16 protein-coding genes are annotated in these 19,219 nt (G+C 63.2%); 10 read left to right on the top strand and 6 right to left on the bottom strand.

Annotated features, from left to right (window positions below):
- Window positions 1-103: 103 nt before the first annotated feature.
- From ccoM to EJA05_RS06350, 4 genes are all read right to left on the bottom strand, one after another.
- Entirely contained in the window at window positions 104-220 is a 117-nt protein-coding gene (gene ccoM, locus EJA05_RS28635; RefSeq protein WP_279630498.1) for a cytochrome c oxidase subunit CcoM, read from the bottom strand.
- Between the two features lie 135 nt (window positions 221-355).
- Window positions 356-517: a hypothetical protein gene (locus EJA05_RS28150; protein WP_167409876.1), complete on the bottom strand. Its 162-nt coding sequence runs from the start codon at window positions 515-517 to the stop codon at window positions 356-358.
- Between the two features lie 87 nt (window positions 518-604).
- Window positions 605-931 (bottom strand): aspartate-semialdehyde dehydrogenase, encoded by a 327-nt coding sequence (locus tag EJA05_RS06355; protein ID WP_125857678.1) that lies wholly within the window; start codon window positions 929-931, stop codon window positions 605-607.
- Window positions 932-1,039: 108 nt separating this feature from the next.
- Window positions 1,040-1,735, bottom strand: coding sequence for a M949_RS01915 family surface polysaccharide biosynthesis protein (locus EJA05_RS06350; RefSeq protein WP_125462920.1), 696 nt, complete (start codon window positions 1,733-1,735; stop codon window positions 1,040-1,042).
- A gap of 127 nt (window positions 1,736-1,862) precedes the next feature.
- Between EJA05_RS06350 and rapA the strand changes: the two genes are divergently transcribed.
- On the top strand, window positions 1,863-4,709 hold the full coding sequence (gene rapA / locus EJA05_RS06345; protein WP_125857677.1) for an RNA polymerase-associated protein RapA: 2,847 nt from the start codon (window positions 1,863-1,865) through the stop codon (window positions 4,707-4,709).
- Between the two features lie 237 nt (window positions 4,710-4,946).
- Window positions 4,947-7,211, top strand: a complete 2,265-nt coding sequence (locus EJA05_RS06340; RefSeq protein ID WP_125857676.1) for a putative bifunctional diguanylate cyclase/phosphodiesterase — start codon at window positions 4,947-4,949, stop codon at window positions 7,209-7,211.
- Here the strand turns inward: EJA05_RS06340 and EJA05_RS06335 are convergent.
- Window positions 7,111-7,998 (bottom strand): NAD(P)-dependent oxidoreductase, encoded by an 888-nt coding sequence (locus tag EJA05_RS06335; protein ID WP_125857675.1) that lies wholly within the window; start codon window positions 7,996-7,998, stop codon window positions 7,111-7,113. The two genes, EJA05_RS06340 and EJA05_RS06335, sit on opposite strands and share 101 nt — an antisense overlap.
- 202 nt (window positions 7,999-8,200) lie before the next feature.
- Between EJA05_RS06335 and EJA05_RS06330 the strand changes: the two genes are divergently transcribed.
- Window positions 8,201-10,384, top strand: coding sequence for a hypothetical protein (locus EJA05_RS06330; protein WP_125462916.1), 2,184 nt, complete (start codon window positions 8,201-8,203; stop codon window positions 10,382-10,384).
- 426 nt (window positions 10,385-10,810) lie between these two features.
- Here EJA05_RS06330 and EJA05_RS06320 read toward each other — a convergent pair whose 3' ends face one another.
- Window positions 10,811-11,116, bottom strand: coding sequence for a DUF2288 domain-containing protein (locus EJA05_RS06320; protein ID WP_125462914.1), 306 nt, complete (start codon window positions 11,114-11,116; stop codon window positions 10,811-10,813).
- Window positions 11,117-11,474: 358 nt separating this feature from the next.
- On the opposite strand from EJA05_RS06320, the gene EJA05_RS06310 reads away from it, so the two are divergent.
- The 7 genes from EJA05_RS06310 to EJA05_RS06275 all read left to right on the top strand — a co-directional run bounded on the left by EJA05_RS06310 (window position 11,475) and on the right by EJA05_RS06275 (window position 19,118).
- Entirely contained in the window at window positions 11,475-12,590 is a 1,116-nt protein-coding gene (locus EJA05_RS06310) for a branched-chain amino acid ABC transporter substrate-binding protein (protein ID WP_125462913.1), read from the top strand.
- 236 nt (window positions 12,591-12,826) lie between these two features.
- Window positions 12,827-13,750 carry a high-affinity branched-chain amino acid ABC transporter permease LivH gene (livH, locus tag EJA05_RS06300; RefSeq protein WP_125857673.1) on the top strand — a complete coding sequence of 308 codons (924 nt, stop codon included), beginning with the start codon at window positions 12,827-12,829 and terminating at the stop codon, window positions 13,748-13,750.
- Window positions 13,747-15,003, top strand: a complete 1,257-nt coding sequence (locus EJA05_RS06295; protein WP_125857672.1) for a high-affinity branched-chain amino acid ABC transporter permease LivM — start codon at window positions 13,747-13,749, stop codon at window positions 15,001-15,003. The genes livH and EJA05_RS06295 overlap by 4 nt, the downstream gene beginning before the upstream one ends.
- Window positions 15,000-15,767 (top strand): high-affinity branched-chain amino acid ABC transporter ATP-binding protein LivG, encoded by a 768-nt coding sequence (gene livG, locus EJA05_RS06290; protein WP_125462912.1) that lies wholly within the window; start codon window positions 15,000-15,002, stop codon window positions 15,765-15,767. Before EJA05_RS06295 ends, livG begins: the two co-directional genes overlap by 4 nt.
- Entirely contained in the window at window positions 15,768-16,469 is a 702-nt protein-coding gene (locus EJA05_RS06285; RefSeq protein WP_125462911.1) for an ABC transporter ATP-binding protein, read from the top strand.
- A 257-nt stretch (window positions 16,470-16,726) separates the two neighbouring features.
- Window positions 16,727-17,401 carry a COG3650 family protein gene (locus tag EJA05_RS06280; protein WP_125462910.1) on the top strand — a complete coding sequence of 225 codons (675 nt, stop codon included), beginning with the start codon at window positions 16,727-16,729 and terminating at the stop codon, window positions 17,399-17,401.
- Between the two features lie 103 nt (window positions 17,402-17,504).
- Entirely contained in the window at window positions 17,505-19,118 is a 1,614-nt protein-coding gene (locus tag EJA05_RS06275) for an NAD(P)/FAD-dependent oxidoreductase (protein ID WP_125857671.1), read from the top strand.
- Window positions 19,119-19,219: the final 101 nt, after the last annotated feature.

The raw sequence follows: 19,219 nt of genomic DNA, 5'->3' as shown, positions 1-19,219 counted from the left end.
CATCTAGATGAGCTGCCCGCTCCTACAGAGGAAAAATCGAGGCAAAAAAAATGGGCGACCGAAGTCGCCCTAAATGCCTTGCGTGCTCGTGAATCGGGAAGGATCAGCGCTGCTTGCGCTTGTTCGCATCCTTCCAGATGAAAATGCCCAGACCGGCAAAGAAGGCCAACATCAGCCCGACCGTCACCACACCGGCGATAACCACGTTGTCGAAGAACATGTCGGCCCCTCCCTTGGTGTGCCGTCATCCGATGAGTGCACAGTAACCAAAGGCAGGCGAGGGGAAATTGACCAGAGTCAATGGTGCCCGGGGCCGGGCACGCGAGGCGGGTGCAGGGTTGACCTGCATCAAGTTTCAGCGCTTCTTGGGTTTGCCCTTGGGCTTCTTCTTTTTCCCAGAGGCCAGCGGCATGGCCTGCTCGAAGGCCTGGCGCATGTCGTTCAGGCGCTTGTCTTTGAGGTCATGGATTCGTTTGGCGCGTTCAGCGCCGAAGTCGATCAGGTTGTCTTGGCTCATGGCGGGCTCGACGGGCAGCAGAGGCACTCATGATGAAGGCAAGCATGAGCGCTGACTAGGTTTTGCAGCAAAAGACCTGGGTGTGCTTCAGACCTCGATGTCCACCAGCAGCCCCTGGCGTGTACGTTCGCCCAGCGGCGCCACGGGCACGGTGTTGTCGGCGTTGAGTTCCTCGCCGGGCACGACCACAAGCTGCTCTGCGTCCCCCTGGTTGCGCTGTTGCTGCTGGCGCCGTTGTTCTTCGCGCATCAGCAGGGCGCGTTCGGCCGGGTCGCGATGATGCTTGAGGTCGATGGCCCCTTCGCCGGCGGCCGGTTGTGTCGGCACCACCGGCGGGATGGCCGGCGGCGGCTTGACCGGGTCCTGTTGCGAGGTCACCGGGGCGGCGCTGAGCGGAATGATGGGCGGCAGCATGGAATGTTCTCCTGTAGCCACTGTGTCGGCCGGCGCTACGCCGCCTTGAACGCCTGTGGGCAAAGGTGAGCGGCGCATCACAACGCCGCATGGGCCTGGGGGCTGCTGTTATTGATCGTCGCCGTCGGGGTCGTCGTCCGGTGGCGCGCTGGTTTCGCTCCATGGCCGCTTGTAGACCTGCTGCCAGACCGCGTCCATATGCTCGCGCAGCACCTGCGGGGCGTTTTTCAGCGAGGCACTGTCTTCACGCTCGCCGCCGAAGGGTTCTTCTCCGGCCGGGGTAATCAGCGACTGGCCGGTAATGCTGTACACCGCCTGGCCTTCGCGCATCTCGATGGCGATATCGTGCGGGTCGATGCCACCACCGCAGAACGCGTGGCTGGCCACGGTCACTTCGGCGACGCCGTCCTTGTTCAGGTCGCTGACGTCACTGACATCGGTATAGAAGTCGACATCCAGGTCCAGACCGGCGCAGGTGGTTTCCTGCTCGATCTGCCAGCGTGGCTTGAACACCTCGGCGCTGGCGGCACGGCCATACAGCGTGGCCTTGAGCACCACCTTATCGACCTCCTCCTCGGTATCCGGGTCGCTGGCCTGGCCGTCGACCCGGCTCAGCACCAGCAGGCCTTCGCCCTCGCGGTCATGGAAATGCACGCTCTTGATCGGGGTCTGCACGCCCAGCACTTCCAACTGCTCGACTGGTATCGGCGGCAATACTTCGAAGGTTTTCTGTTCACAGGCGGCCAGCAGCGTGAAGCTGCCAATGGCCAGGGAGAGGTTCAACCAGCGGTGCTTGGCAGCCATGTTGGCGCTTGGCCCTCGTGACGGGACGGTGTTCGTCGATGAAAGCGCTAGACTCTTCACATTCATTGGTCTGGCGCAGCCGATCCGTTAACATACTCGGCTTTTTCATCGCGGGAGTTCAGGCAGTATGGCGCAGCAGTATCAACCGGGGCAACGCTGGATCAGCGACAGCGAAGCAGAGCTCGGACTTGGGACCATCCTGGCCGAGGATGGTCGCTTGTTGACCGTGCTCTACCCGGCGACGGGGGAAACCCGCCAGTACTCGCTACGCAACGCGCCGCTGACCCGCGTGCGCTTCTCGCCAGGCGACCAGATCATCCACTTCGAAGGCTGGAAGCTGACCGTGCGCGAAGTCGAGGTCATCGACGGCCTGCTGATCTATCACGGCATCGACGCCCAGAACCAGGCGCATGTGCTGCCCGAGACCCAGCTGTCGAACTTCATCCAGTTCCGCCTGGCCAGTGACCGCCTGTTCGCCGGCCAGATCGACCCGCTGTCGTGGTTCTCCCTGCGCTACAACACCCTGCAGCACACCAGCAAACAGATGCTGTCGTCGCTGTGGGGCCTGGGCGGCGTGCGCGCCCAACCCATCGCCCACCAGTTGCACATCGCCCGCGAAGTGGCCGACCGTATCGCCCCGCGCGTGCTGCTGGCCGACGAAGTAGGCCTGGGCAAGACCATCGAAGCGGGCCTGGTGATCCACCGCCAGCTGTTGTCCGGCCGCGCCAACCGGGTGCTGATCCTGGTACCGGAGAACCTCCAGCACCAGTGGCTGGTGGAAATGCGCCGCCGCTTCAACCTGCAGGTCGCCCTGTTCGACGCCGAGCGCTTCATCGAAAGCGATGCCACCAACCCGTTCGAAGACGCCCAACTGGCGCTGGTCGCCCTGGAATGGCTGGTCGACGATGAAAAGGCCCAGGACGCGCTGTTCGCCGCCGGTTGGGACCTGATGGTGGTCGACGAGGCTCACCACCTGGTCTGGCACGAAGAACAGGCCAGCGCCGAATATGCCCTGGTCGAGCAACTGGCCGAGGTCGTCCCGGCCGTGCTGCTGCTTACCGCCACCCCTGAACAACTCGGCCAGGACAGCCACTTCGCCCGCCTGCGCCTGCTCGACCCCAACCGTTTCCACGACCTGGCCGCGTTCCGCGCCGAGAGCGAAAACTATCGCCCGGTGGCGGAGGCAGTGCAGGAGCTGCTTGACGAAGGCCGCCTGTCGCCGAAAGCCCATGCCACCATCCAGGGTTTCCTGGGGGCCGAGGGTGAAGCCCTGCTGGCCGCCGTTACCGATGGCGACAGCCAGGCCAGCGCGCGCCTGATCCGCGAGCTGCTCGACCGTCACGGCACTGGCCGCGTACTGTTCCGCAACACCCGCGCGGCGATCCAGGGTTTCCCCGAGCGCCAGCTGCACCCCTACCCGCTGGCCAACCCCGAGCCGTATGCCGCGCTGCCATCCGGCGAGCGTGCCGAGCTGTACCCGGAAGTGGCCTTCCAGGCCCAGGGCGAGCCCGGCGACGACGAGCGCTGGTGGCGCTTCGACCCGCGCGTCGACTGGCTGATCGACACCCTGAAGATGCTCAAGCGCACCAAGGTCCTGGTGATCTGCGCCCACGCCGAAACCGCCATGGACCTGGAAGACGCCCTGCGCGTGCGCTCCGGCATCCCGGCCACGGTTTTCCACGAAGGCATGAGCATCCTCGAGCGCGACCGCGCCGCCGCCTACTTCGCCGACGAAGAGTTCGGCGCCCAGGTGCTGATCTGCTCCGAGATCGGCAGTGAAGGCCGCAACTTCCAGTTCGCCCACCACCTGGTGATGTTCGACCTGCCGGCGCACCCGGACCTGCTCGAGCAACGCATCGGCCGCCTCGACCGGATCGGCCAGAAGCACACCATCGAACTGCACATCCCATACCTGCAGGACAGCCCCCAAGAGCGCCTGTTCCAGTGGTACCACGAAGGCCTCAACGCCTTCCTCAACACTTGCCCGACCGGCAACGCCCTGCAGCACCAGTTCGGCCCGCGCCTGCTGGCGCAACTGGCCGGTGGCGACGACAAGGGCTGGACCAAGCTGGTCGGCGAAGCCCGCGCCGAGCGCGAGCGCCTGGAAGCCGAGCTGCACACCGGCCGCGACCGTCTGCTGGAGCTCAACTCCGGCGGTGCCGGCGAAGGCCAGGCGCTGGTCGAGGCGATCCTCGAGCAGGACGACCAGTTCGCCCTGCCGATCTACATGGAAACCCTGTTCGACGCCTTCGGCATCGACAGCGAAGACCATTCCGAGAACGCCCTGGTGCTCAAGCCGAGCGAGAAAATGCTCGACGCCAGCTTCCCACTGGGCGACGACGAGGGCGTGACCATCACCTACGACCGCGCCCAGGCGCTGTCGCGCGAGGACATGCAGTTCCTCACCTGGGAGCACCCGATGGTGCAGGGCGGCATGGACCTGGTGCTGTCCGGCTCGATGGGCAACACCGCCGTGGCGCTGATCAAGAACAAGGCGCTCAAGCCCGGCACCGTGCTGCTCGAGCTGCTCTATGTCAGCGAAGTGGTCGCCCCGCGCAGCCTGCAGATGGGCCGCTACCTGCCACCGGCGGCGCTGCGCTGCCTGCTCGACGCCAATGGCAACGACCTGGCCCCGCGCGTGGCCTTCGAGACCCTCAACGACCAGCTTGAAAGCGTGCCCAAGGCCAGCGCCAACAAGTTCGTCCAGGCCCAGCGCGATGTCCTGGCCAAGCGCATCAGCGCGGGTGAAGCCAAGGTCATTCCGGTCCATGAGGAGCGGGTTGCCCAGGCACAGCAACGCCTGGCCGCCGAGGCTGACGAAGAGCTGGCGCGCCTGACAGCGCTCAAAGCCGTCAACCCGAGCGTGCGCGACAGCGAAATCGACGCCCTGCGCCAGCAGCGCGAAGACGGCATGGCCGCGCTGAACAAGGCCGCCTTGCGCCTGGAGGCCATCCGGGTACTGGTCGCCGGCTGAACTCCATAGAGGTCATCGCGGGGCAAGCCCGCTCCCACGTGGGAGCGGGCTTGCCCCGCGATCGTTTCAGCCTTCGTTATCTATTTAGATCTTCCAGCTATCACCTTCATATCCAAATGGTAGAGATCAAAGTGCCATTAATCAGGAAGGCTTAAATACAGCTTCCTATACTCCAGCAGGAACAGTCTCCAGCCGCGCGTCGTGGGGACCGGAGAGCACTCGACGAAGAGGCCTGCAATGGAGTGGCTGGGACTGCAATTGTTCTCGGGATTACCGACGACCGGGCAGATCATCCTCGACTGCCAACACAACCCCTACCTGGTGCTGTTAGCCTTTGCCGTGGCCAGTGCCGCCTGTTTCGCCACCCTGGACATGGCCGAGCGGCAAAGCCATTGCGAGGACCGCCTGGCCCGCAGGCAATGGCGAATACTGGGCGCCTGCTGCCTGGCCGGTGGTATCTGGGCGATGCACTTCATCAGCATGCTGGCCTTCCAGGCACCGCTGGACATTCACTACGACGCGGCCCTGACCGGCCTCTCCCTGCTGATCGCGCTGCTTGCCGCCTGGCTGGCGATGAACGGCCTCGAGCGTGCGCAAATGCGCCCGCATCACTTTTTACAGACCGCGCTGTTCATCGGCATCGGTATCAGCACCATGCACTACGTCGGCATGGCCGCCCTGCAGACCAGTGCCCAGCAGCACTACCAGACGGCCCTGCTGCTGGCATCGATCGCCATCGCCGTGGCCACCAGCCTGGTCGCCCTGCTGATGGCCCGGCACTTCCGCCACGGCAGTGGCACCTTGCACCTGCTGATGAAATATGGCGCCAGCCTGCTGATGGCCGGCGGCATTGTCGTGACCCACTTCACCGGCATGGCCGCCATGACCCTGGTGATCCCCAGCGAGACCGCCCTGCGCCTGCCCACCAGCGACAACAGCCTGCAACTGGCGCTGACCATCGCCTTCATCACCCTGCTGATCAGCGGCAGCAGCATCAGCGCAGCACTGTCCGACAAGAAGCTGCAAAGCAAGGAGCACGACCTGCGCCGGGTGAACCTGCTGCTCAGCCAGCTCGACCAAGCCCGCGCATCACTGCAGCAGGCCGCGCACTATGACGCGTTGACCAACTTGGTCAACCGCCGTGGTTTCAACCAGGTATTTGCCGAACGCCTGGCCGAGCATGCCGCCAGTGAAAGCATGCTCGCGGTGATGTTCCTCGACATCGACCACTTCAAGCGCATCAACGACAGCCTCGGCCATGCCGCCGGCGATGAACTGCTCAAAGTGATCGCCGGGCACATCAAGGCCGCGACCCGTGGTCATGACCTGGTGGCGCGCTTCGGCGGCGACGAATTCTGCATCGTCACCGCACTCAACAACCGCGACGAGGCCCGTCACCTGGCGCAGCGCATCATGTTGCGCATGAAGGAGCCAATCGACCTGGCGGGCCGGCGCATGGTCATGACCACCAGTATCGGCATCAGCATTTTCCCCGACGATGGCCTGAGCACCGAGGAGTTGCTGAAGAACGCCGACCTTGCGCTTTACCAGTCCAAAGGCTGCGGGCGCAACAGCCTGAACTTCTTCAGCAATGGCCTGAAGACCCGCGCCACCCTGGAGCTGCAACTGGAAGAGGAACTGCGCGTGGCACTGTTCGAAGAACGCGGGTTGTGCGTGCACTACCAGCCGATCTTCGACCTGCGCAGCGGCCGGGTGGCCAAGCTCGAAGCCCTGGTGCGCTGGCAGCACCCGCAACATGGCCTGCTTGGCCCCGACCGTTTCATCGGTATTGCCGAGGCCAACGGGCTGATCGCCGAGCTGGACCTGTGGGTGCTGCGCCGGGCCTGCGCAGACCTGGCCCTGCTCGGGCGCCAGGGCCATGACGAGCTCAAGGTTACGGTGAACTGCTCGGCACTCACCCTCGGCCGCGAAGAGCTCGCCACCGAAGTCGAACTGGCGTTGTTCCAGGCCGGCCTGGCCGCCCGTCAACTGGAGCTGGAGGTCACCGAAAATGCCCTGATGGGCGACATCCAGCACACCGTCAACCTGCTCAAGCGCATCCGCGCCCAGGGCGTGGCCCTGTCGATCGACGATTTCGGCACGGGTTATTCATCGCTGGCCTACCTCAAGCGCCTGCCGCTGGACGTGCTGAAGATCGATCGCTCGTTCGTTCAGGACGTGCCGGGCAACCAGAAAGACCGCGAAATCGTCCAGGCGATCATCATGATGGCGCATACCCTGCACCTGGAGGTGGTGACCGAGGGCGTCGAGACGCCAGAGCAGCGCGCGTTCCTCGCCGCCCATGGCTGCGACTACCTGCAGGGCTACCTGCTCAGCCGCCCGGTAGCCCTGGCCGAGCTGCGCCCGGTGCTCGAACGGCTCGATCGCCAGGCCCGCGTACTCAGCCCTTGCTGCGATACAGCTCTACCAGAGTCGCCGGATCTTTTTGCAGATAGCCCTGGCTTCCATGCAAACGCATCAATTGCGCGGCGAGGCCACTGAGCGGCGTCGCCGAGCCCTGCTCGCGGGAGAATCCAACGGCGGTATCCAGGTCCTTGAGCAGGGTGCGCACATGCCACTTGATCGGGTCGAAACGGCTCTCGGCCATTTGCGGTGCAAGGATCTGCAAGGGTTTCGAGTCGGCGAAACCACCGGCCAGGGCTTCGGCGATCAGCCGCGCATCCACCCCTGACTGTTCGGCCAGCGCCACGACCTCGGCGATCACCAGCGCATTGCAGGCGACGATCATCTGGTTGCACGCCTTGGTCACCTGCCCTGCCCCCACCGCGCCCATGTGCGTCACCCGCTGACCGAGGGTCAGCAACACCGGGCGAACGCGCTCCAGGTCATCCGCCTCGCCACCGACCATGATCGCCAGGGTGCCGGCCTCGGCGCCTGGAGTGCCGCCGGACACCGGTGCATCCAGCCAGGCCATGCCGCACAGGGCCGCCAGCTCCGCGGCCATCTCCCGCGTGGCGGTGGGCTCAAGGCTGGAGAAGTCCACCAGCAACTGGCCGCTGCGCCCCCCCTTGGCGACGCCCTGCTCACCGAACACCACTTCGCGCACCACCGCAGTGTCGGCCAGGCACAACAGCACCACATCGGTGTCCTGGCACAGCTCGGCAGGGCTGGCGGCCAGGCGGGCACCCGCGGCCACCAGCTCGGCGCATTTGTCCGGGCTACGGTTCCACACTGTCAGCGGATAGCCGGCCGCCAACAGGCGACGACACATCGGCAGACCCATCAGGCCGATCCCGGCAAAACCCAGCGAAGGCAACGCACTACTCATGAGCAACTCCAGACAGAAGATTAAAGAAGCGTGACGAACGGACGATGCAGTGCAGGTGCGATTCGCAAAAAACCATGTAGGGGCTAGGGAAATCCCCGATCGCACAAGAAAAAGACGCACTGATAAAGTCGCGATATTTCTCCGTGATAGCGTTATGACATGCTTCACCGGGAAGCCCACACTCCCAGGCAAACGGCGCACTATGACCTCTACGAACACTTCTGCCAATGCGGTCCCCGAGTCGACGCTCCTTCCCGCTTCGCTGACCGCAAGCGGTGCTCGAGACCTGCCGGCGGCGCGCAGCACCCCGGCGCAGCAGTACCTCTACTTCACCGAACAGGACATCCAGCGCATCCTCGACAACCTCGACGGCCTGCGCGACCTGGTATTCCCGCGCAACCTGCACGTGGAAGACGAAGACCAACTGCGCCTCGAACAGCAGTTCCCGTCGGTGTGCCTGATCGGCCTGGGCCGTTGCGGCTCGAACATTGCGTTGGACGTGGCGGAGCTTGTGTACAACGCCCGCACCTTCTTCCTCAATGAATTCAACAACGAGGATCGCCACAAGGGCGAAGGCGGTTACAGCCCCGCGCGCTGGATCCGCCAGAACCTGCGCCTGGTACAGAACAAGGGCGTGAAGCCGGTATTCCTAGTCGAGCCGCTGGTGATGCTGGGCGACCTGGACAAGGACATCGCCGGGCGCATCCGCTTCTCGCGCAAGGGTGAGCGCGGCGGTTTCCTGCGCGACTACAGCAAGATGAAGATCATGGACCTGTCCGAGGTGCATGCCGGTGGCGCCGGTAACGCGCCGATCCTCGGCCAGTACCTGGCCAAGATCATCCTCAACAAGGATACCCAGCGCTTCTCCAGCGCCGACTGGAAGCTGATCCACTCGTACCTGATCGACTCTTGTGGCATCAAGGCCAACCAGTCGCGCCTGTACTTCTACATCTTCAGCGCCGGCGGCGGCACCGGCTCGGGCATGGCCTCGGAATTCGGCCTGGCCCAGCAGTACTCGTACATGAACAAGACCTTCGACACCAAGCCGGCCGACGAAAACGACGGCAAGAGCGGGCATTCGTTCGTCTTCGAACCGATCTTTACCAGCGGTATCTGCGTGCTGCCCAACGCCTCCGACCACCGCAGCGAGATGTCCGAGGCCCTGCACATCAACGCCGGGCGCCTGCTGTGCAAATATCTTTCGGAAGAATGGGACTTCTCGTACAACTTCGATAACGAAGACAGCAGTGAAGCCAGCGTCATGGGCCGCATCCGCCCGTGGAACGCGATGATGCTGATCTCCAACGACATCATGCGCTACGCCGAAGAAAGCGATGACGGCACGATCCAGAACATCGACGTCAACGCCATGGAGAAACACGCCAACCAGTACATCTCCCAGCAGATCTTCAACATCCTCACGGCGCAGGCGGTGACCACCGACTACGACCAGAACTACTTCCGCCGCGCCGGCATCGACATCGGCGAAACCATCCGCCTGGATGCCAACGACCTGTTCATGAGCCTGGCCGGCCCCGTGGCCATCGCCTACGCCGAATCGGTGGTGCCGGAAATCCCCCCGGCCGGGTCGGAAAAGTTCAAGGTATTCGAGCGCGAACAGCCGCGGCTGGATATCGACGACCTGTTCTTCCGCTCCATCGACCTGCCGCACTTCAACAAGCAGACCCAGGCCATCGAAGGCATCAGCCTGCTGCCGATCGAGTCGAGCCGTTACCGCGCGGCACTGGAGCAATACCAGGCCTCGGGCTACGACGCCGCGGCGCTGCACGACCTGCACTTCTTCAAGAACTGCTCGTCGGTGGTGTCGATCGTCTCCCTGCCCAAGGACTACAAGCTGTCGTACATGGACCTGAACCGGCTCAAGACCCACCTCAACAGCCTGTTCCCCAACACCACGCTCAAGCGCTATGCGCTGGTGATCGGTGCTTCGGCCAACCTGTCGCTGACCACGCTGATCGCCAAGAGCCCGTGCCTGTCGGACGATTTCCTGACCCTGATCGTGGCGTTCATCAAGCGTTGCTTCGCGCGCAATCCGTACCGTTTCGACGACACCATGGACAACGCCATCCTCGAATTCATCACCAGCGAGCACTTCGACGAGGACCGCATCGACGACCTGCTCAACGAGTTCGAGAACCCGGCGAAGATCCTCGACACCAACTGGTACGCGATCAAGCCGATGTACGAGAAGAAGTACCGCGAGCTGATCAACGACAAGAGCCGCTTCGTTTCGATCAACGATATCCGCCTGTCGCGCGAATGCGTGAAGAAGGCGGTGAAGTACCTGCGCGAGATCTACCGTCACCGCATCGGCAAGACCCGCGTGATCTCGTTGAACACCCATACCGGGCGCGTGGACTACTGATTACCCGCGGGGCGCCCACTTCCCATGGGCCTGCAGAGTCTTTTTGCAGGCCTCTGTGGGAGCAACTGTCCAACTGTGTGAGCGGCCTTGCCGGGGCGCTCATACAGCTGTCGTGCAGTACATGTGGGAGCGGGTTTACCCGCGAACACCAGCGAAGCTGGTGCCAGACACCGCGTTGCGTGCTTCGCGGGTAAACCCGCTCCCACAGCGACCGCACATGCCTTGAATAGAGCACTGTTACTGTACGAGCTGGCGAAGCCTGCGAAGCCTGCGAAGCCTGCGAAGCAGCCCCATTTACGCATGCCGTAAACTGTTACCGCCCCGCCGAATCATCCCGCCACTGTTACTTACTTCCACCTTACGTGAGCGTCAACGCGCACCATCGCGAGGCGTCTGTGCGATTTTGCGCACTAAAAAAGCGCGTGCTTATTCCGCTTTCTTTTCCTGAATCACGATGAACGGCGAAACGACCACCGCCCAGATCTCTGGATCGCGGGTTTGCAGGTCGAGCGCCTGCTCCGCGGACAGCGCCGCCACAGTGCCATCACTGCGCCACTTGGCGAAGATCTCGCTGCGATTCTCGGCCATTGCCTCGGCAACGACGATCAGGTCGAGGCTGGGGTCGACCCAAATCAGGTCACCCTTGGCCCAGAAACGTTCCAGGGCTTTCCACTCGATGGCAGCGGTCTCGCCGAGCAATTTGGCATAGAGGGTGCTTACTTGATCAGTCATGGGTTTACCTGCGCATAAATCGGCCAAGAAAAAAGGCCGGCATTTTTGCAGAAAAACCCGGTTTCAAATACGTAATTTGGTCGATTCGGCGCGAACTTGTGGGGCGGGCCGAGAGTGCAGGCAAAGTGATGGCGCTTTTCTGTATCTTTATGTCGATCAGGCGACACCCCCGGAAACAGACGCTTTTCGCCCGCTTTTCAAGCGCTCGGGCAGCGCTCTACACTGTACCGGTACAGTTCCGGGACATGTTCCGGGGGAAGGTGGGGTTGCGGTTAGGCGTAGCCAGCCGCAAATCCCGCCCGGTCTGTAGGCCTGGCCTCCAGGACTATAAGAATTACAACAGAATGAGTGGAGCACTATGATCAAGATTTCCAAGCTGTTCGCCGCAATGGTTCTGGCCGGGGTTGCCAGCCATTCGTTTGCCGCCGATACCATCAAGATTGGTATCGCCGGCCCCAAGACCGGTCCGGTCACCCAATACGGCGACATGCAGTTCATCGGCGCCAAACAGGCCATCAAGGACATCAACGCCAAGGGCGGCGTCGATGGCAAGATGCTCGAAGCCAAGGAATACGACGACGCGTGCGACCCTAAACAGGCCGTTGCAGTCGCCAACAAAGTGGTCAACGACGGCGTCAAGTTCGTGATCGGCCACCTGTGCTCCAGCTCCACCCAGCCTGCGTCCGACATCTACGAAGACGAAGGCGTGATCATGATCACCCCGGCCGCCACCTCCCCGGAAATCACCGCCCGTGGCTACAAGCTGATCTTCCGCACCATCGGCCTGGACAGCGCCCAGGGCCCGGCCGCCGGCAACTACATCGCCGACCACGTCAAACCGAAAGTGGTCGCGGTACTGCACGACAAGCAGCAGTACGGTGAAGGCATCGCCACCGCGGTCAAGCAGACCCTCGAGAAGAAAGGCACCAAGGTTGCTGTCTTCGAAGGCCTGAACGCCGGTGACAAGGACTTCTCCTCGATCATCCAGAAGCTCAAGCAAAACAACGTCGACTTCGTCTACTACGGCGGCTACCACCCAGAGCTGGGCCTGATCCTGCGCCAGGCACAGGAAAAGGGCCTGAAAGCCAAGTTCATGGGCCCGGAAGGCGTGGGTAACGACTCCATCTCGCAGATCGCCCAGAACGCCTCCGAAGGCCTGCTGGTGACCCTGCCGAAGTCCTTCGACCAGGACCCGGCGAACAAAGCCATCGTCGACGCCATCAAGGCTGACGGCAAGGACCCGAGCGGCCCGTTCGTATTCCCGGCCTACTCGGCCGTCGAGCTGATTGCCGAAGGCATCAAGGCCGCCAAGTCCGAAGACACCGACAAGGTGGCTGCCGCCATCCACGCCGGCAAGTTCAAGACCCCGACCGGCGAGCTGTCCTACGACGAGAAAGGCGACCTGAAAGACTTCAAGTTCGTGGTGTACGAATGGCACTTCGGCAAGCCGAAGACCGAAGTCTCTCCTCAGTAACTGCGTGACTAATAGCTGACCGAGAAGCCCACTGTGCGAGCAGTGGGCTTTGTTTTACGAGGTTCTATGGGCCTGACTCCCGCGATCCGGGGGCCGGTCCACCTGAAAATCTTAAAACCGTCACCCGCGGTTTCCTGGCAGTGCCCGCAAAAGATCACGTGGCGAAGACCACGAGAACATGGGCCGGGGTCATCCCCCACCAGTGAAATGCAAATCAGGTTTTTAGGAGCGCTGTAATGCCTGAGATCTACCATTTCCTACAACAACTGGTTAACGGACTGACCATCGGCAGTACCTATGCCTTGATCGCCATCGGTTACACGATGGTGTACGGCATCATCGGCATGATCAACTTCGCCCACGGCGAGGTGTACATGATCGGTTCCTACGTGGCCTTCATCGCCCTTGCCGGGCTGGCCATGATGGGTATCCATTCGCTGCCGATCCTGATGACCGTGGCCTTCGTCGCCACCATCTGCGTCACCAGTGCCTACGGCTACAGCATCGAACGGGTCGCCTACCGGCCGCTGCGCAACAGCAACCGGCTGATCCCGCTGATCTCCGCCATCGGCATGTCGATCTTCCTGCAGAACACCGTGTTGCTGTCCCAGGACTCCAAGGACAAATCCATCCCCAACCTGATCCCCGGCAGCTTCTCCTTCGGGCCGGGCGGCGCGGAAGAAGTCCTGATCAGCTACATGCAGATCCTGGTGTTCGTGGTCACCCTGGTGGCCATGACCTGCCTGACCCTGTTCATCTCCCGTTCCCGCCTGGGGCGCGCTTGCCGCGCCTGCGCCGAGGACATCAAGATGGCCAACCTGCTGGGCATCAACACCAACAACATCATCGCCCTGACCTTCGTCATCGGTGCCGCGCTGGCGGCGGTGGCGGCCGTGCTGCTGAGCATGCAGTACGGGGTGATCAACCCCAACGCCGGTTTCCTGGTGGGCCTGAAGGCCTTCACCGCGGCGGTACTGGGCGGCATCGGCAGCATTCCGGGCGCCATGCTCGGCGGGCTGGTGCTGGGCGTGGCCGAAGCGTTCGGCGCCGACATCTTCGGCGACCAGTACAAGGACGTGGTGGCATTCGGTCTTTTGGTTCTTGTCCTGCTGTTCCGGCCGACCGGCATCCTGGGCCGCCCGGAGGTTGAAAAAGTATGAACAGAAATCTCAAACAGGCGTTATTCAGCGCCTTGCTGGTCTGGGCCGTGGCCTTCCCGGTACTGGGCCTGAAACTCAGCATCGATGGCATCAGCCTGATCGTTCACAGCCAGGGCTCGTTCACCATCAGCATCATTGCCGCGTGCTCGGTGCTGATGTTCCTGCGCGTGCTGTTCGACAAGCAGTGGAGTGCGGTGATGGGCCGCCGCTCGGACCGCAAGCTGGTGCCACCGTCGGTGAGCAACTTCCTCACCCTGCCGAAAACCCAGCGCTGGATCATCATGGGGCTGATCGTGGCGGCGCTGATCTGGCCGTTCTTCGGCTCGCGCGGCGCGGTCGACATCGCCACCCTGATCCTGATCTACGTCTTGCTGGGCCTGGGCCTGAACATCGTGGTAGGCCTGGCTGGCCTGCTCGACCTGGGTTATGTGGGTTTCTACGCCGTCGGCGCCTACAGCTATGCGATGCTCTCGCACTACCTGGGCTGGAGCTTCTGGGTGTGCCTGCCGATCGCCGGCCTGATGGCCGCCACCTTCGGCTTCCTGCTCGGTTTCCCGGTGCTGCGCCTGCGTGGCGACTACCTGGCGATCGTCACGCTGGGCTTCGGCGAGATCATTCGCCTGTTCCTGCGTAACCTCACCGATTGGACCGGCGGCCCCAACGGCATCAGCAACATTCCCAAGCCCGAGTTCTTCGGTCTGACCTTCGAACGCAAGGCTGCCGAAGGGATGCAGACCTTCCACGAGTTCTTCGGGCTGGAATACAACTCGATCAACAAGGTCATCTTCCTCTACCTGGTCGCCCTGCTGCTGGCCCTGCTGGCGCTGTTCGTCATCAACCGCCTGCTGCGCATGCCGATCGGCCGTGCCTGGGAAGCGCTGCGTGAAGACGAGATCGCCTGCCGTGCGCTGGGCCTGAACCCCACCGTGATCAAGCTCTCGGCATTCACCCTGGGTGCCTGCTTCGCCGGTTTCGCCGGCAGCTTCTTTGCCGCCCGCCAAGGGCTGGTGACACCGGAGTCGTTCACCTTCATCGAGTCGGCGATCATCCTCGCCATCGTCGTGCTGGGTGGCATGGGTTCGCAGTTGGGCGTGATTCTCGCGGCCATCGTGATGATCCTGCTGCCGGAGATGATGCGTGAGTTCAGCGAATACCGGATGCTGATGTTCGGTGCGCTGATGGTGTTGATGATGATCTGGCGTCCGCAGGGCCTGCTGCCCATGCAACGTCCTCACCTGGAGCTGCCTCGATGAGCCGCGAAATTCTGCAAGTCAGCGGCCTGAGCATGCGCTTCGGCGGCTTGTTGGCGGTCAACGGCGTAGGCCTGACTGTCAAGGAGAAACAGGTGGTGGCATTGATCGGCCCGAACGGCGCCGGCAAGACCACCGTGTTCAACTGCCTGACCGGTTTCTACAAACCCAGCGGCGGCACCATCCTGCTCGACGGCCAGCCTATCCAGGGTCTGGCCGGCCATCAGATCGCCCGCAAGGGCGTGGTGCGGACCTTCCAGAACGTGCGCCTGTTCAAGGAAATGACCGCGCTGGAGAACCTGCTGATTGCCCAGCACCGCCACCTCAACACCAACTTCTTCGCCGGCCTGTTCAAGACCCCGAGCTTCCGCCGCAGCGAAAAGGAAGCCATGGAGCGCGCGCAGTACTGGCTGGAGAAGGTCAACCTGACCGAGTTCGCCAACCGTACCGCCGGCACCCTCGCCTATGGCCAGCAACGGCGCCTGGAAATCGCCCGCTGCATGATGACCCAGCCACGGATCATCATGCTCGACGAACCGGCCGCCGGCCTGAACCCCAAGGAAACCGAAGACCTCAAGGCGCTCATCAGCTACCTGCGTGAATCCCACAACGTGACCGTGCTGCTGATCGAGCACGACATGAAACTGGTGATGAGCATCTCCGACCACATCGTGGTCATCAACCAGGGCACGCCCCTGGCCGATGGCACGCCGGAAGAGATTCGCGGCAACCCTGATGTGATCAAGGCCTACCTGGGGGAGGCGTAAATGCTGAAGTTCGAGAACGTTTCCACCTTCTACGGCAAGATCCAGGCGCTGCACAGCGTCAACGTAGAGATCAACCAGGGCGAAATCGTCACCCTGATCGGCGCCAACGGCGCCGGCAAGTCGACGCTGCTGATGACCCTCTGCGGTTCGCCCCAGGCCCATAGCGGCAGCATCAAGTACCTGGGTGAAGAGCTGGTCGGCCAGCCCTCCTCGCACATCATGCGCAAGAGCATCGCGGTGGTGCCGGAAGGCCGCCGCGTGTTCTCGCGCCTGACCGTCGAGGAAAACCTGGCCATGGGCGGTTTCTTCACCGACAAGGGCGACTACCAGGAGCAGCTGGACAAAGTCCTGCAGCTGTTCCCGCGCCTGAAGGAGCGCTATATCCAGCGCGGCGGCACCATGTCCGGTGGCGAACAGCAGATGCTGGCCATCGGCCGTGCGCTGATGAGCAAGCCTAAGCTGCTGCTGCTCGACGAGCCTTCGCTGGGCCTGGCGCCGATCATCATCCAGCAGATCTTCGACATCATCGAACAGTTGCGCCGCGATGGCGTGACGGTGTTCCTGGTGGAGCAGAACGCCAACCAGGCGCTGAAGATCGCCGACCGCGCCTATGTGCTGGAGAACGGCAAGGTGGTGATGCAGGGTACCGGTGAAGCGTTGCTGACCGATCCGAAGGTGCGTGACGCGTACCTCGGGGGTTGAATGATCAAAGGGCCTTCGGGCCCTTTTTTCTGCCTGCAAGTAATGCGTGCGCTTCTTCGCGGGTAAATCGCGACGGCGAACCGCCGCTCCCACAGGTACTGTGCAACCCTGAGGAGTGCACGGCCCCTGTGGGAGCGGCGGTTCGCCGTCGCGATTTACCCGCGAAGAAGCACACGCGAATGACCCGGCGCTTGAGATCCCGACGCACCCTGAGTAACGTGGCCAGCTCTTTCGCCAAGATTCCCGGAGCCCGCCCCATGCGCCTCACCCCCTCCCTGCTGCTCGCTTCGATGCTGCCGCTGTTCGCCGGTTGCCAGGTGCTGGCCGAAAAACCGGTCGACCCGAACCTCGGCACCACGCGCATGCAGGGCGAACTCAGCGCCGGCGGCGGCCACCTGCTGTTCAAACCCTGCAACGAAGCCCGTCAGTTCGTCATCAATGACGCTGGCAGCACCGCGATCCTGCAGGAAGCCGCCAACCTGGCCAAAGACTCCAAGGACAAACTGTTCAGCGACCTGCGCGGCCGCCTGACCGGCAGCAAGCAGGCCGGCAGCGACGGCCAGATCGACGTCACCCGCCTGTACCGCCTGGAACCCACCGCCCGCGGTTGCGAAGACCCCAACTTCAAGCAATTGACCCTGCGCGCCGGCGGCCACGAGCCGGACTGGGACATCAAGGCCAGCGGCAAAGGCATGGTGCTCAACCGCGTCGGCCAGGAACCGCTGCCGCTACCGTTCCTCGAAGAAGAGCTGCCCGGCGGCGGCCTGAGCCTGTCCAGTGAAGCCAACGGCCAGCGTGTCGAGCTGTGGGTCGCGCCGCAACGCTGCGTCGACGTTGCCACCGGTGCGATCCGCCACCTCAAGGCCGAACTGCGCATCGACGGCAAGACCCTGAAGGGCTGCGCTTACTACGGCGGTGCCCGCGACCTCTGATCGCCGGGCGCTTTTATCCTGCCAGTCGGGGCGGCGAACAGCTTATACTTGGCGGTTTGTGTAAAGCCGCCGGCCGCCCATGGCCGGGATACTGGACCCTGCCATGCTACGAATCACCGAACTCAAGCTGCCCCTGGACCACTCCGATGACGAGCTGCGCGCAGCCATCGTCCAGCGCCTGGGCATCACGGATGAGCAACTGCTCGGTTTCACCCTGTTCAAGCGCAGCTACGATGCGCGCAAGAAGAACAGCGAGCTGCTGTTCATCTACACCATCGACCTCGAAGCCAGCAACGAAGACGAGCTGCTGCGGGTGTTCGCCGACGATCCGAAAATCAGCGTCGCCCCGGACGTCAGCTACAAGTTCGTCGGCCACGCGACACCGGCAGTGCAGGAACGCCCGGTGGTGGTCGGCTTCGGCCCGTGCGGCATCTTCGCCGGCCTCTTGCTGGCACAGATGGGCTTCAAGCCGATCGTCCTCGAGCGCGGCAAGGAAGTACGCCAGCGCACCAAGGACACCTGGGGCCTGTGGCGCAAGAGCGTGCTCAACCCCGAGTCCAACGTGCAGTTCGGCGAAGGCGGCGCCGGGACCTTCTCCGACGGCAAGCTGTACAGCCAGATCAAGGACCCGCAACACCATGGCCGCAAGGTGCTGGAAGAGTTCGTCAAGGCCGGCGCGCCGGAAGAGATCCTCTACATCAACAAGCCGCACATCGGTACCTTCCGCCTGACCAGCATGGTCGAGAAGATGCGCGAAGAGATCATCAGCCTGGGCGGCGAAGTACGCTTCGAGCAAAAAGTCACCGACCTGCTGGTCGATGGCGAGCAACTGACCGGCGTGGTCCTGCAAAACGGCGAACAGTTGCTGTCGCGCCATGTGGTCCTGGCCTTGGGCCACAGCGCTCGCGACACGTTCCGCATGCTCCACGCCAAGGGCGTGTTCATGGAGGCCAAGCCGTTCTCGGTCGGTTTCCGCATCGAGCACCCACAGTCGCTGATCGACAAGGCGCGCCTGGGCAAATATGCCGGCCATCCGAAGCTGGGTGCTGCCGACTACAAGCTGGTGTACCACGCCAAGAACGGTCGCTCGGTCTACAGCTTCTGCATGTGCCCGGGCGGCACCGTGGTCGCCGCCACCAGCGAGCCGGGCCGCGTGGTCACCAACGGCATGAGCCAGTACTCGCGCAACGAGCGCAATGCCAACTCGGGCCTGGTGGTCGGCATCGACCCGGAGCGCGATTACCCGGGCAGCCCGCTGGCCGGCATCGAACTCCAGGAGCGTCTGGAATCCCACGCCTACGTGATGGGCGGCAGCAACTACCAGGCACCAGCGCAGTTGGTAGGTGACTTCGTGGCCGGCCGTGCGTCCACTGCACTGGGTAGCGTCGAGCCTTCGTACAAGCCGGGCGTCACCCTCTGTGACCTGGCGGCAAGCCTGCCGGCCTTCGCCATCGAAGCCATCCGCGAGGCACTGCCGGCCTTCGAGCGCCAGATCAAGGGCTACAGCCTGCATGATGCGGTGCTGACCGGGATCGAAACACGCACCTCCTCGCCGTTGCGCATCACCCGTGACGACAGCTTCCAGAGCCTGAACCTCAAGGGCCTGTTCCCGGCAGGTGAAGGCGCGGGCTACGCCGGCGGTATCCTGTCCGCCGGGGTCGACGGCATCCGCATCGCCGAAGCCGTAGCACGGGACATGCTGGGCCTGAACGACTGACCGTTCGACAGGCCTGTGTCGCGGTGACGGCACAGGCCTGCGGTCACTCTCGGATTTTTCCGGCTCTTCCCTGAGAATTACCTTCCTGCCCTGCTCCGCAT

Source organism: Pseudomonas oryziphila, assembly GCF_003940825.1.
In the GTDB taxonomy this organism is placed as follows: Bacteria; Pseudomonadota; Gammaproteobacteria; order Pseudomonadales; family Pseudomonadaceae; genus Aquipseudomonas; species Aquipseudomonas sichuanensis.
This window is presented reverse-complemented; position numbering and strand designations above follow the sequence as displayed.

Coding starts and splice junctions, on each gene's coding strand:
- EJA05_RS06330 (WP_125462916.1), top strand. CDS start 8,201: ATGACCTCTACGAACACTTCTGCCAATGCGGTCCCCGAGTCGACGCTC.
- EJA05_RS06275 (WP_125857671.1), top strand. CDS start 17,505: ATGCTACGAATCACCGAACTCAAGCTGCCCCTGGACCACTCCGATGAC.
- livG (WP_125462912.1), top strand. CDS start 15,000: ATGAGCCGCGAAATTCTGCAAGTCAGCGGCCTGAGCATGCGCTTCGGC.
- EJA05_RS06335 (WP_125857675.1), bottom strand. CDS start 7,998: ATGAGTAGTGCGTTGCCTTCGCTGGGTTTTGCCGGGATCGGCCTGATG.
- EJA05_RS06310 (WP_125462913.1), top strand. CDS start 11,475: ATGATCAAGATTTCCAAGCTGTTCGCCGCAATGGTTCTGGCCGGGGTT.
- EJA05_RS06320 (WP_125462914.1), bottom strand. CDS start 11,116: ATGACTGATCAAGTAAGCACCCTCTATGCCAAATTGCTCGGCGAGACC.
- EJA05_RS28150 (WP_167409876.1), bottom strand. CDS start 517: ATGAGCCAAGACAACCTGATCGACTTCGGCGCTGAACGCGCCAAACGA.
- EJA05_RS06350 (WP_125462920.1), bottom strand. CDS start 1,735: ATGGCTGCCAAGCACCGCTGGTTGAACCTCTCCCTGGCCATTGGCAGC.
- EJA05_RS06285 (WP_125462911.1), top strand. CDS start 15,768: ATGCTGAAGTTCGAGAACGTTTCCACCTTCTACGGCAAGATCCAGGCG.
- livH (WP_125857673.1), top strand. CDS start 12,827: ATGCCTGAGATCTACCATTTCCTACAACAACTGGTTAACGGACTGACC.
- ccoM (WP_279630498.1), bottom strand. CDS start 220: ATGTTCTTCGACAACGTGGTTATCGCCGGTGTGGTGACGGTCGGGCTG.
- EJA05_RS06355 (WP_125857678.1), bottom strand. CDS start 931: ATGCTGCCGCCCATCATTCCGCTCAGCGCCGCCCCGGTGACCTCGCAA.
- rapA (WP_125857677.1), top strand. CDS start 1,863: ATGGCGCAGCAGTATCAACCGGGGCAACGCTGGATCAGCGACAGCGAA.
- EJA05_RS06295 (WP_125857672.1), top strand. CDS start 13,747: ATGAACAGAAATCTCAAACAGGCGTTATTCAGCGCCTTGCTGGTCTGG.
- EJA05_RS06280 (WP_125462910.1), top strand. CDS start 16,727: ATGCGCCTCACCCCCTCCCTGCTGCTCGCTTCGATGCTGCCGCTGTTC.
- EJA05_RS06340 (WP_125857676.1), top strand. CDS start 4,947: ATGGAGTGGCTGGGACTGCAATTGTTCTCGGGATTACCGACGACCGGG.